Raw genomic sequence first — 14,039 nt, 5'->3', positions numbered from 1 at the left:
AAGGGATAAAAAAAGTCCTTTTCAGGACTTACTTATCAAATACTGAACCAAGCTTGCCAAGGTATTCTAACCAGTACTAAAACGAGTCCCAACATGTAGAATACAAAAATAGATTTGAACTTTAAATCACTAGCTATTGCTTTTTTGTGACGAGACCAACCGATAGTGATTAAAACAATAGCTAAGATGTTTACTATCGGATGTTCTAATGCGGTAAGTCGCAATGCTGAATCTTCCATAGAACCAAGACTATCCAATCCTTTTGGAGAAACAAAGTACAATAGGAATCCAATAACCAACTGAAGGTGAGTGGCGATGAGTGCAAAAAGGGCTATTTTTTTGTCTTTTGAGGCAAATTCTCTTTTGGAAAACCATCCTGAAAAGGAATTAAAAACAGCGATAACTAAAAGTAAAAGAGCTAAATACGCCCAACCTGAATGAAACTTTTGGATGAAATGGTACATGAATTAGTTTATTTGATTGAAACAAATATAGTAAAAAAGTACAAAAAACCCTCATCCGAAATGAATGAGGGTTTTGAAAATTAATTTTAAACTAAACTTGTATTAGAACTTATATGTTACACCGAAGTTCCATGTTCTACCGAAACCGAAGAAAACTTGATTGGTTCTGTCGATGCCATCATAAACACCGTTAGTTAAATAAGTGTTGTAAGCGTCGTCTGTTGCAAACGTTTCTCTTGTTCTTGCAAAAGTATTTGTTCTTGCTTCAGCAATATAAATTTCGTCTAAAACGTTGTTTACATTTAATCTGAAAATTACAGAATCTGATTTACCTTTTCCAACATTCATAGTATAGGTCAAACCTGAATCCATTAAACCATAATTTGGTAATTCTAGCGAACCTCTATTAATTTCGTTAGTAAAGTTTCCTGGAGAAATTGAAGCGTATAATCGATCTACAAATCGGTAGTTCGCATCAACACTTAATCCTTTTACAACGTCAATTGTAGTTCCTACAGAAGCCGTTAATTGTGCTGCATCACCTACTTTTACACCATCTAAATATAATGTAGTTTCTGTTCCACCTACAATTGGAGTGTTGAATTGATCGTAGCGGTTACTTACGCTATTTCCTTTGTATGACCAATCTCCAATAGAAAACATACCGTTCACTTTGATAAAGTTAGTTACTTTGGCGTTCATATCTACTTCGATACCTGTGTGTACTTCTTCAATTCCAGAGAAATCGTAGTATCCACCAGGATTATCAGTAGCATTATCATTAGATCTTTGGTATCTGTCTTTCCAAGAAGTGTGGTATAAGTTTACATTAGCATTGAATTTTGAAGAACGGAAACCGTAACCTAATTCAATACCCATGATTTTTTCATTTACTAAATTTCCATTTACTTTAGAAGCGTTGTTTGGATATACAGCATTAAAGAAAGGTTGTTTTGAATAGAATCCTGTGTTTACAAAAACATTGTGGTTTTTGTTGATGTTGTAGTTAGCTCCTAATTTTACGTTTCCACCTAAGATGTTTTCATAATCGGTAGAAGCTAATGGGTCAGACTCATAATATTTAAAGTAATCTTCTCTTTTGAATCCTTGTTGAGAAATAGCTCCTTGAACAAAAGCAGTTAATTTTTCTGTAGAATATTCTAATTGAGTAAATGCACCGTACCAATTTACTAAACCATCGTTATTGTACGATACTTTTTGTTGGTGGTCTACATTGAAAAATGGATTGAAACTTGGGTTGCTTTCGTAGGTCCCGTATAATATTCTTCCTGGATCATTGATGTTTCCGTTTGAAGCAATACCGTTAGCAATGGGAGTATTATCTAAAAATCCTGTTGAGCCTAAAAGTTCGTTCACATTTTGATAGTGAATACCTCTGTAGGTTCTGAAATCCAATCCAAAATCTAAAGTTAATCTATCGGTTAACTTCGTATTTAAATTAGTTACACCACCGTACCAGTTGTGTGAATTAATCGAAGATATTTTAGAAATACCGTTAGTTAAATTATTTGAAGTTGAAGTACTACTGATGTATTGTCCGTTGGTCAAACCTCTAGTTGAAGTTCCAGTAGTTCCGGGAATACTAACTGTTTGTCCTGAGTTCCAAGCTTGAATTAAATCAACATTAATGTATCCATCAGAAGTTCTAAGATTATCTGCAAAGAAACGATTTCCTCTAACTGCACCAGCACCATTAGTTCCTCCACCTCTTCCCCAAGAACCATAGATTACGGTTGAAAGTTTCATTTTATCTGAGAATTTAGAATCCCAGTTAATCGACATTACTGGTTTGTGGTAATAGTTAGTTCTAAAATTGAACTCACTTCCATTCAAATAACCCCAATCTGAATTGTATTTGATGTTTGGCTCACCGTTGCTGCTGTAATTCAAATATTGATTTAATGTTGGAGCAGTAGAACGTTGATCGTGCCATTGTGGTGCACCCGTAAAAGTAAACTGAATGTCGTTTTTAGGATTGATTTCATATCCTAAAGCTACAAAATAGTTAGCACTTTCAAAACGAGTAGCATCAACATAACCATCACCTCTGGTTTGGCTCAATAAGAAAGACGCAGAAAACCCGTTTTTCATTTTACCTGTTGCATACGACATTTGAGTTTTTAGGTAATTATCATTTGCAGTACCCACATACATGGTTCCTCCTTGTTTCAAATCAGATGATTTAGTTACTATATTGATAGTTCCTCCAACAGAAGAAATTGCTAATTTAGAAGAACCTAAACCTCTTTGTACTTGCATAGATGAAGTTACATCTGATAAACCTGCCCAGTTACTCCAGAAAACACGACTGTTTTCCATATCGTTTACTGGCATACCGTTAATCATAACCGCAATATTCTCTTGAGAAAAACCTCTAATATTAATTCTGGAATCACCAAAACCACCACCCGATTTTGTAGCGTATACAGAAGGTGTGTTGTTTAAAATTTCTGGAAACTCTTGGTTACCTAATTTTTGTACAATTTCTGAAGCTTTTATAGTAGATACTGCAACTGGAGTTTTTCTGTCTTTAGCAACGTCAATAACAGTACTTTTAACAACTACTTCATCTAATTGATTAGAATCTGAAGATAGAGTAATCGTTCCCAAATCAACTGTTTCACCATTTTTAACTGTAAAGTTGATGGTTTGTGTTTTGAAACCGATGTATGTTAAAACGATTTGTCCTGAAGCAGATGTAGAATTAATCGTAAATTTTCCATCCATGTCAGTTGTAGTTCCAGTGGTTGAGCCTTTCACTACAACGTTTACACCTGGTAAAGATCCGTTTAATTCGCTATCTACTACAACTCCTTTAATTTTCCCTTGAGAGAAGGCAATTGTTGTGATAAGAAAAAACAAACCTGTTAGTAAATTAGTTCTTAAATTTTTCATTTTTGTTTACGTTAAAATTTTCCGCAAATTTCTCAATAAATTGACGGACAAGTGTTAAGAAAACGTTAACAATTGGAAAAATATTAAACAATTCTCAATGTATCAGAGAAATACGGCTGTTTTTTAAAAATTATTCAACAATATAACAAAAACAGCTACTTTACTGTATTCTTTGAGGAAAAATTATTTTTTTGACTGTAGGAAATAATTTAATAAAAACTGCGTCGAATTATCGTGAGATCCAACTTCGTTTGATTCAATTTCTTTTAAAATTGAATTGGCTAATTGTTTCCCCAATTCAACTCCCCATTGGTCATAACTGAAAATATTCCAAATTATACCTTGTACGAAGATTTTGTGCTCGTATAGCGCCACCAATGCACCAAGAGTTCTTGGGGTTAGTTTTTGAATTAAAATAGTATTGGTTGGTTTATTTCCAGTAAATACTTTGAAAGGTAAGAGATAATCTGCTTTTACTTTTGAAACACCTTGTTTTTCAAATTCTTGCTTCACTTGCGCCTCGGTTTTACCATTGAGCAATGCTTCGGTTTGAGCGAAAAAGTTAGACATCAATTTGTTATGATGGTCTTCGTTTCCGTACAAAGGCTCAACAAACCCAATAAAATCAGTTGGAATTAATTTAGTTCCTTGATGAATCAACTGAAAAAAAGCATGTTGTGAATTGGTTCCTGGCTCACCCCAAATAATAGTTCCGGTTTGATAATTTACGGTTTTTCCATCACGACCAACACTTTTTCCGTTGCTTTCCATGATTCCTTGTTGAAGATAAGGCGCTAATTTTTGCAAATATTGAGTATACGGAATCAAGGCTTCACTTTCAGCACCAAAAAAATTATTGTACCAAACGCTCAGTAAGGCTAAAACAACTGGTGCATTTTTATTAAAATCGGCCGTTTTAAAATGATTGTCCATTTCATTGGCGCCGCTCAATAATTCATCAAAATTAGCGTATCCAACAGCTAGGCTTATTGAAAGTCCGACTGCGCTCCACAACGAAAACCGTCCGCCAACCCAATCCCACATTGGAAAGATGTTTTCAGCATCAATTCCGAATTCGGTTACTTTCTGAATATTGGTTGAAACTGCCACAAAGTGTTTAGAAACGTCATTTTGAGTTGCTGTTTGCAAAAACCAAGAACGAATAGTTTCTGAATTTGATAACGTTTCTTGAGTAGTAAATGTTTTAGAAACAATTACAAATAAGGTCGTTTCGGGGTTTAATTTTTTGATGACTTCGTTTACATGATCACCATCAACATTGGAAACAAAATGAACGTTCAAATGATTTTTATAAAACTGTAGAGCTTCAACCACCATCGCTGGGCCAAGATCTGAACCTCCAATTCCAATATTTACTACATCAGTAAAATTTTTACCTGTATATCCTTTTTTCTGACCAGAGATAATCGCTTCTGAAAATTTTTTGATTTGATTTTTAACGGCAAAAACTTCGGGCATTACATTCTTCCCATCCACTAAAACAGTCGCATTTTCAGGCGAACGTAAAGCCGTATGAAGCACCGCTCTATCTTCGGTTTGATTGATTCGTTCACCATTAAAATAGTCGGAAATGGCTTGTTTCAAACCTACTTCTTGAGCCAATTCTAAAAGCAAATCAACCGTTTCTTGAGTGATATTATTTTTAGAATAATCAATTAGGAAATCATTCCACTGAATGTGAAAGTTTTCGGCTCTTTTAACATCATTTACAAATAAATCTTTAATGGAATTATGTTGCATTGTTGCATAATGAAGATTTAATTTTTGCCAAGCAGAAGTTGTAGTTGGGTTTATTTTAGAAAGTGCCATTGGTTTTATTTTTTGAACCGCAAAATTACATTATTGTTTAGGTTATTAAAATAAAACTCGACAAAACTGTGGTTTTTATTTCTTTTTTGTTTTGGGTTTTGCGACAGTTTTGGCTTTGGGTTGTGGTTTACCCGAGGGTTGAGCTGGTTTTTGAGCTGGTTTTTGAGCTGGTTTTTGAATTTTTGCCGGCAATGGTTCGTTGAATTTTACCGCCGCAACACTATCCAATTCTCGTTTTAATGGAGTAATGTATTTAATGTATCTTGGTTTGTTAAGCGCATCCATTGGTTCTGAATTAGGAAGTTTTAGCTTTAAGGCATCTACCTCCTTTCCGTTTTTCCAGAATCGGTAACATACGTGCGGACCAGAAGCCAAGCCAGTACTTCCTACTTTCCCTATGACGTCACCTTGTTTGACTGATTGCCCGCGTTTTACCAAAATTTTGGACATGTGAAGGTATTGAGTAGAATAGGTTTTGTCGTGTTTAACCTTTACGAAATTTCCATTTCCAGCGGTGTATCCTGCCATTTCAACCACACCTGTAGCGGTTGTCATAATAGGTGTTCCAGTTGGTGCTGCATAGTCAGTTCCAAAATGTGGTTTCCAGATTTGTTGTACTGGATGAAACCGCTTAAGAGTGTATTTTGAAGTAATGTTGACTACCTTCAAAGGAGCTTTCAAGAAAAAATTACGCAGTGCATTTCCTTGTTCATCATAGTAATCGGTTTTTCCTTTAATACTGTCTTGAATGAACGGGAAAGCATAGATTTTTTTGCCTTTATATTCAAAGAAGGCGCATCGCAAACTATCAATTCCGTCGTAAATCGTGTCGTTGATGTAACGTTCGGTAAAGCTGACGGCAAATTTGTCTCCTTTTTTGGATTTAAAAAAGTCGATGGACCAAGCGTATACTTTAATTAATCGTTTTTTAAGAGAAATATCAATATTCTCTTTTTTCAGTGTTTCGGACAGCGAACTACTCAATGTACCTGCTATAGTTCGAACTTTAAAAGTAAGCGGTCGTGTTCGTTTATAAACTACTATTGAGTCTCTTAAATCAACCAAAACATAATTGAGTTGATCGGGTTGAAAAACAAATAGTTGTACTTTGTTGAACCGGTCTTTGGAACGAAAAAAAGTGAAGGCTTTGTGTCTTTTTATGAGTTTCAGATTGAGTGAATCTTTGACTTTTTCAATAATCTGATTTACTTTTTTAGAAGATAAATTTTGTCGGGTTAAAATTCGAGTTAGATTATCATAGTATTGAACTGTATCTTGGTCTACATTATAATCGGCAAAGTTGATTCCAAAATCGACTATGGGTTTGACTGGTTCGATTTCGTCAACCCAAACCTCTTCTTCCGCTTTTTTACATGAAAAAAGAGTTAATGATAATAGTAATAAGATGGACAGTTTTTTCAAATGTGCTTTTTTTAACAGTCTTCACCCCAATTTTTTAATTCTTCTTCCGACCATAATTCTGGGAAGAAAATGCGTCGTTGGTATTTTGGATGCATGTATTTTTTCCAATCGCTTCCGCCCGTTGCTTCGCCTGATCCGTGTCCGCTTTCTATGTATTTTTTTGCGGCATTTAAATGACCCATAACCCAAGTGATGTTTACCGTTTTGTCGTAATGACGCATGGCAGCCACTAAATCGGTATTCTTTTGATCTTCAAGAGGTAATTGTTTGAATTTTTGCCAGATGTTGATGGTATTGTACTCTTCCATAAAACGCAAAAACTCGTCTTTATATTTTCGTTCGAATTCTAAAATTAAAAATGATTTTTCACCTGTATGATAATCTTTCCCAGCAGCTTGCCAATACAAATGTTCGAAAGCGTGAGAGTACGGTGTGTTTCTGTCGATGGTAGCGCGGAAACGGTAATCAATTAAATTAATCAAATCGGTTGAAGCGAATTCGATCATTCGGTATTGCGCACTTTGAAAACCACTGGCTGGAGTTAAGGTGTTTCTGAATTTCATGTACTGTTCAACTTCCATCCCGTCGCCCATGATATCAAAAGATGTGGTGAGCATGTCAAAATACCTTGAAATTCGGGTTAACCGTTCGGCAAAAAATTTAGTTTTAATAGTTTCTGAATAACATACTTGTTTGATCTCCCAAAGTATCATTTTAAACAACAATTCGTTGACCTGATGGTACATAATAAAAACCATTTCGTCGGGCAAAATGGTTCTTTGGGTTTGTAAATTTAGTAAGGCGTCGGTTTGAATATAATCCCAATAGGTTATGGGTTTAGACCAAAGTAGTCCTTCTAAGTGTGTATCTGTTTTTTGATTTATGGCATCAAATTTTTGTTCTAATTGTTCTAATAGTTGGTTGGTTTCGGTGGTCATTATTTTTGTACTTTTATATAGAAAGGATTTTTAAGTCCTTTATATGATTCTAAATCTGCCTTTAGCGATCCAACGGCTAAACTAGCTTTGATTCTGAGTGGGATTTTATTTTCATCGTCTGATATCCAGACTGTTAAACTTTCCTCTTCTTTAAAAACCCTACCTGATTGCACAAGTGGTCTAAAAATCATGCTTTTTACGACTCCAAATTTAGTTTTTAAATCTTCAGTACCAATAAATTTTAGCTTGAATTTAAATGTCTCATCATCAAAAAACATATCTACCATGATTGATTCACCCACTTTTAGTTTATCAATATTAGGATGATTTCTTAGATAATAAAAGGTAGAAACGATGTCTTGAACATTTTCAGGTGTTGTAAATGAGTTTTCCGTTTTGTTTTTATAATCTTTTACTAAGATAGTATTTTTGTCTTGATTAAAAAATCCTTCTTGATTTTTTGTATAACCTCCTTCATCAATCTTTCTAACGTATTGATAAGGTTTTCCAGTTGTTTTATCAAAATAACTTTCGTAATTATCTTCTACTTTGAAAAAGAACTTGGTCATACCTGTAGTATAGCCTTTCCCTACTGCATGGTAGACTTTTTTATTGTTTTTAGTTCCTTCTTTTACTTCCAAAGTGGCGTATCCAGCAGTTACTAAACCATAATGTATTCTGAATTTGAAATATTCTCCTGTATCAAAAGCAGGCTGTTTTTGCGCCAAATCAACTTGGTCAAAACTTACAGTCAAAAAAAACAACCCTATTAAAATAATCTTTTTCATTTTTAAAATTTATTGATTTAATAACTGTAATACAATTTTTGTTCCAAATGTATTAAAACAAAAAAACTCAGTCAATAAAATGACTGAGTTTTTATGCTATTAACCAACCAAAAACTATAAATTATGAAAAACTTATATAAAAATTAAAGGAAACCACTCCTTCTCTTTTTGATGGTGCAAATATACAACGCTTTTTGAATTATTCTCATCAAAAAACAAACTTTAACACATTTTTATCAAAAATTGCATTACTACAACGTTGTATTTTGGTTTTTGTTTAATATTTTTGGTTTTTTATAACGTTCCTCTCAAAGCTTGCTCTCGCTCAATAGACTCAAAAAGCGCTTTAAAATTACCCGCACCGAATCCTTTAGCTCCCATTCTTTGAATTATTTCAAAGAAAAGTGTAGGACGATCTTCAATTGGCTTTGTAAAAATTTGCAATAAATAACCGTCTTCATCGGCATCAACTAAAATGGAAAGTTTTTGTAATTCTTTGATGTCTTCTTTCATCATGTCCATATGAACGCCTAATCTGCGTGGAATGTCATCGTAATAGGCTTGCGGTGGTGGTGGTAAAAATTCTACTCCACGTGCTTTTAATCCGGCAACAGTTGTGATAATATCATCAGTCGCAACCGCTAAATGTTGCACTCCTGGACCTTCATAAAAGTCGATGTATTCTTCAATCTGCGATTTTTTGTTTCCTTTGGCTGGCTCGTTAATTGGGAATTTAATTCGACCGTTTCCGTTACTCATTACTTTACTCATCAAAGCAGAATATTCGGTGTGGATTTGAGTATCGTCAAACGAAAGGAAATTTTCAAATCCCATTACGTCTTCGTACCATTTTACCCATTGGTTCATTTCGCCCCAACCTACATTTCCTACCATGTGATCGATGTATTTTAGTCCGAGTGGCTCAGGATTGTAGTCTGATTTCCATTCAACAAAACCGGGTAAAAAGGCACCATTGTAATTTTTTCTTTCAACAAAAACGTGCACTGTTTCTCCGTAAGTGTAAATTCCGGAACGCACTACTTCACCATGTTCGTCTTTTTCTACTGTAGGTTCCATAAATGACTTAGCACCGCGTTTGGTGGTTTCTTCCCAAGCTGAATGAGCATCATCCACCCAAAGAGCAATTACTTTCACCCCATCACCGTGTTTTCTTAAGTGATCATTGATTGGCGAACTGCTGGTTAATGGTGTTGTTAACACCAACCGTATTTTGTCTTGTTTTAACACATAGCTAACCGAATCTCTAGAACCTGTTTCAAGTCCTTTGTAAGCGTGTGATTGAAAACCAAACGCCGTTTTGTAGAAATGAGCAGATTGTTTGGCATTTCCCACATAAAACTCTACATAATCGGTTCCTAACAGTGGAAGGAAATCTTGAGCTCCTTCAAATATTTTTTCGAGTCCGTATTCAACGGATTTTATTTCTTTTGACATAATTTATTCTTTTTCTGATTCTACATTTAGAGTGTCAATGTATAACTCATTTTCCTCGTTTATACTGTCTAAAGTGACTTCTCTTATGCTGTCTTGCATTTGTCTAAATTCTTCCATTTTCCCTTTAGTAAAAATATCTTTCATTGCCGCTGTCGACAAAAGAGTACCAAAAAAAGCAAAATATAGAACATAAAACACCAAAATCAACGACGACAATACCAACGCAATAATATTGAGCACTTTAGCTATAAAAACATTGTTTTTACTAGTAAAGTTGTATTGATCGGGTGCGTTGTTGTATTCTCTCAAACTTTTATTAGCCAGCACAAGACCGACTATTGACAAGGTGAAACTCACAATAACAAAAAGTCCACAACAGCATCCTAAAAAGACAATCACTAAACTGATAATTCCAAATATAAGAGCGTTGGGATCGGCGGATAATTTTTTATACATTTTAAATTTATTTATTAATTTATTCTTCTAACCACGATTGAAAATACGTTTCATCAGCAATTTTCATTGCTTCTTCTGTTACCATTAAAGGTTTGAACGTATCCACCATTACGGCTAATTCTAATGTTTCTTTTTTACCAATACTGCGTTCTGCCGCGCCAGGATGTGGTCCGTGTGGAATTCCAGCTGGATGCAACGAAATATTTCCTGGTTTTACATCATTTCGGCTCATGAAATCACCATCAACATAGTATAAAACCTCATCAGAGTCAATATTGCTATGATTGTATGGCGCTGGTATTGATAGCGGATGATAATCGTAAAGTCTTGGCACAAATGAGCATACTACGAATGTTTTTGCCTCAAAAGTTTGATGAACGGGTGGTGGAAGGTGAATTCGACCTGTTATAGGTTCGAAATCGTGAATGGAAAAGGCATACGGATAATTAAAACCGTCGTATCCAATCACATCAAAAGGATGCGTCGCATAGACCATTTCAAAAATTTCATCTTTCTTTTTAACTTTAATGATGAACTCTCCTTTTTCGTTGTAGGTTTCCAATTCTTGTGGGCGACGAATGTCTCTTTCGCAAAACGGAGAATGTTCTAATAATTGACCGAACCAGTTTCGGTATTGTTTTGGAGTATAAATTGGTGAATGCGATTCAACAATAAACAAGCGATTGTCTTCGGTGTCAAAATCGATTTTATAAATCATTCCGCGCGGAACAATCAAATAATCACCGTATTTAAAATCGAGATTCCCGTAGATGGTTCTCAATTTTCCCGAACCTTGATGAATGAAAATCATTTCATCCGAATCGGTATTTTTATAAAAGTAATCGGTGGTTGATTTTCTGGGTGCCGCTAAAACAATATGTAAATCGGAATTGGTCAAAACGATTTTTCTGCTTTCTAAAAAATCATCTTGTGGTGCAACTTCAAAACCTCTCAACTTATACGATTGAATGTTATTGGTTTTAGCAATTTTTGGAGCTACACTGTATTGCGAGCGGATTTCTTTTACTTGAGTCGGACGCTGTTCGTGGTAGGAATTGGTTGACATTCCGTCAAAACCAACTGTTCCAAACAACTGCTCATAATACAAATCTCCGTTGGGTTTTCGGAATTGTGTATGGCGTTTGTGTGGAATGTTCCCTAATTTATGATAAATTGGCATTTTCTTTTTATTTAAATTCAACGATTAAAAGTTGGTAATAACTTTTTATTTATCAAAAAGAAGTAGTGCTCATTCAGGATTTCTCTTGATGAGTGAGTATAAAAACTTATCTACTATTGCCTTATCGTAAAAAATCATTACAGTTTTTTATCTTTAGACAAAACTTTGCCCACAATTACACCTGCTGCAAAAGCAATAATTAACGCTAATAGTCCAAACATTTTTCTATTTTTAAATTATGTATTACAAATATCGCAAAAAAAACGATTGCTAAAACCAAAATCCTACACTAATCCACGTGAAGCCTTTGGGTAATTCGGGTGACCAAGAATATTTTAGCTCTATTGGTCCAAGTACAGTTTCTAAACCATAACCAACGGCATATCCTGAATACGTTGGCGTTGACAACCAATTTCCTGTACTAAAGAGTTTATTTTCAACATTGGCATAATTGGCGGAAAAATTCAAGTGGTTTTTTTTATAAAATTCAACATCAACCGTTGCAGCTGATTTTATATAACTGTCTCCAGCTAAACTGATAAAATCATAGCCATAAAAATGCTTGAAATTGTTGATAGGGTTGAATCCGTAACCGCCCAAAACAAAATCCAGAAAATGAACACTGCTTTCTCCAAATGAAAACCCAGCTTCGGAAGTGAATTTGACATTGAATCTTTTATAAAATGTTCGCGTAATTCCTGCTTCACCCTTCATTATTGAAAACCGATTGAATTGATTGGTGAAATTAGTCGAATACAAATACGTATGAATATCACCATTAAAAAACCACCCTTTTTTGGGAAAGTATTTATTGTCGAACGAATCGTATTTGACACAACCAAAAAGACTGAGATAATCACTGTCTTCAAAAACAGTTTTACTGTCTTGCAAGGTTCTAGACTCTATCGATATGTGTTTCAACTCAACTCCGCCACCAATTAAGAATTTTTGAAAAAATAAGGTTTGTAAATACACTTGATTGGTCAAATCAGAAAAATCAATATTGATTCTGTTGATGGCAAATTGATTCAATATACTTCCGTTATTAAAATCGGTTGAAACATTACGGTTGAATTGATTGTACCGTGATTTTATTCCGAAACTAAAATAAAATCCATTATCAACATAGTAATCCAAATCGTACCTAAAATTATCGCCTAAAGCAAAATCTACAGACAATACGTCGTTTCGAAACAGCGATTTTTTTTGCGTCAAATTCACTAAAACGGCACTTTTATACAAACCATCATAATGTAGTCCGAATTTTAAAAACGATTTGGTTTTGATTTCGGTTAAATCAATGTGTAAATCGTCACCTCCATTTTCGTTTTTTTCTATCGTATAACTAATCGTACTGAAGTTTTGAGTGGCATTCAGAGTGTTAATTCCTTTTTTTAAGTCATCATAACAAATTTTTGAATTTTGTTTGAAACCGAGTGTACCAATTACATACGAAGCGGTGTAATTCTTTAAATCGTTAACAATTATCTTGTTAATGTTTAAGCTGTCTACCTGTGTTTTTAATCCATTCAATTGATAATTACCTTTTGCATAGGATTTTATCTTTTCATAACAAGCAAAAGCGGCTTCCTCACCACGTTTGATGATTTCTTCACCTTGATCAAACGAAATCACAGTAAATTTCGAAATGTCGGGTTTGATGTACATATCGGTTTTAAGAATTTTATCTTTCATACTTTCAATCATTTGAAGATTGGAAATCTGAACTAAAATTCGAGTCGCATCATTAAGTGCGTTTCGGTCTTTTAAATCGTCCTGAACATCAACACCAATAATAATATCAGCGCCCATTTTTCTGATTTCTTCAACGGGATAATTATTCGAAACACCTCCATCAATCAACAATCTTCCGTTGATTTCCACTGGAGAAAACAAGGTTGGAAATGCCGAACTTGCCAACATTGCTTGAGCCAAATAACCCGAGTGCATGATGACTTCTTTTCCTGATTCAATATCGGTCGCTATACAAACAAACGGAATGGACAACTGATTAAAATCTCTAACGTGACGTACCTTGTGAGTCAGTTTTGCCAGTAAGTTGTAATTGTACATTCCTTTTGATAAGGCAATTGGAACGCCTAAACTGAATTTTCTGAAAGGCAATGAAATAGCATACCGCTCGTCATTTTGCTTTTCGTAGAAGTTTTTAGATGTACGTGGAATGTAATCTTGCAGTAATTCATCAAAATTGGTGGCTTTGAAAATCGAATCGATTTGAGTAGCGCTGTAGCCTGTAGCATATAAACCGCCCACCACTGCTCCCATACTGGTTCCGCCAATGTAATCAATCTTTACACCAGCTTGTTCCAAAACTTTTAACACTCCGATGTGCGCAAATCCTTTGGCACCACCACCACTTAAAACTACACCGATTTTGGGACGTTTGATGGTGTCTTGAGCAGAGGAAGCAGAAGGCAGAAGTAAGAAGGCAGAAAGCAAACACAAAAGACGAATGCTATCTAGCCCCGATTGAAACGGAAAACTTTTTTCTTTCTTTTTCGGAAAGAAAAAATTTGGAGAGAAAAGCGGGAAAATGGTTGGCAAGTATGCCCGAAACATTCGCTTCAAA

Annotated in this window: 10 protein-coding genes; all 10 read right to left on the bottom strand. The window is 34.8% G+C overall.

Annotated elements, in window-relative coordinates; genetic code table 11:
• Positions 1 to 35: 35 nt before the first annotated feature.
• Complete coding sequence (locus VK161_RS06305; protein ID WP_324213918.1) at positions 36 to 464, bottom strand: hypothetical protein; 429 nt, start codon at positions 462 to 464, stop codon at positions 36 to 38.
• A 102-nt stretch (positions 465 to 566) separates the two neighbouring features.
• The gene (locus tag VK161_RS06300; RefSeq protein WP_324213917.1) at positions 567 to 3,380 is read right to left on the bottom strand and encodes a TonB-dependent receptor; all 2,814 of its coding nucleotides are present in this window, start codon (positions 3,378 to 3,380) and stop codon (positions 567 to 569) included.
• Positions 3,381 to 3,563: 183 nt separating this feature from the next.
• Complete coding sequence (gene pgi, locus VK161_RS06295) at positions 3,564 to 5,210, bottom strand: glucose-6-phosphate isomerase (RefSeq protein WP_324213916.1); 1,647 nt, start codon at positions 5,208 to 5,210, stop codon at positions 3,564 to 3,566.
• Positions 5,211 to 5,285: 75 nt separating this feature from the next.
• Positions 5,286 to 6,632 carry a M23 family metallopeptidase gene (locus tag VK161_RS06290; RefSeq protein WP_324213915.1) on the bottom strand — a complete coding sequence of 449 codons (1,347 nt, stop codon included), beginning with the start codon at positions 6,630 to 6,632 and terminating at the stop codon, positions 5,286 to 5,288.
• Positions 6,633 to 6,643: 11 nt separating this feature from the next.
• Positions 6,644 to 7,570 carry a tryptophan 2,3-dioxygenase family protein gene (locus tag VK161_RS06285; RefSeq protein WP_324213914.1) on the bottom strand — a complete coding sequence of 309 codons (927 nt, stop codon included), beginning with the start codon at positions 7,568 to 7,570 and terminating at the stop codon, positions 6,644 to 6,646.
• Positions 7,570 to 8,358 (bottom strand): DUF3108 domain-containing protein, encoded by a 789-nt coding sequence (locus tag VK161_RS06280; RefSeq protein ID WP_324213913.1) that lies wholly within the window; start codon positions 8,356 to 8,358, stop codon positions 7,570 to 7,572. Before VK161_RS06280 ends, VK161_RS06285 begins: the two co-directional genes overlap by 1 nt.
• 294 nt (positions 8,359 to 8,652) lie before the next feature.
• Positions 8,653 to 9,813, bottom strand: a complete 1,161-nt coding sequence (gene hppD / locus VK161_RS06275) for a 4-hydroxyphenylpyruvate dioxygenase (protein WP_324213912.1) — start codon at positions 9,811 to 9,813, stop codon at positions 8,653 to 8,655.
• A 3-nt stretch (positions 9,814 to 9,816) separates the two neighbouring features.
• Positions 9,817 to 10,269, bottom strand: a complete 453-nt coding sequence (locus VK161_RS06270) for a CCC motif membrane protein (RefSeq protein WP_324213911.1) — start codon at positions 10,267 to 10,269, stop codon at positions 9,817 to 9,819.
• A 19-nt stretch (positions 10,270 to 10,288) separates the two neighbouring features.
• Positions 10,289 to 11,449, bottom strand: coding sequence for a homogentisate 1,2-dioxygenase (locus VK161_RS06265; protein WP_324213910.1), 1,161 nt, complete (start codon positions 11,447 to 11,449; stop codon positions 10,289 to 10,291).
• 270 nt (positions 11,450 to 11,719) lie between these two features.
• A complete protein-coding gene (locus VK161_RS06260; RefSeq protein ID WP_324213909.1) occupies positions 11,720 to 14,029 on the bottom strand; it encodes a patatin-like phospholipase family protein in 2,310 nt (769 codons plus the stop codon).
• Positions 14,030 to 14,039 lie beyond the last annotated feature (10 nt).

Source organism: Flavobacterium sp., from assembly GCF_035299245.1.
Lineage (GTDB): Bacteria > Bacteroidota > Bacteroidia > Flavobacteriales > Flavobacteriaceae > Flavobacterium.
The sequence above is the reverse complement of the archived record's forward strand: the minus strand, read 5'-3'. Positions and strand labels throughout refer to the sequence as shown.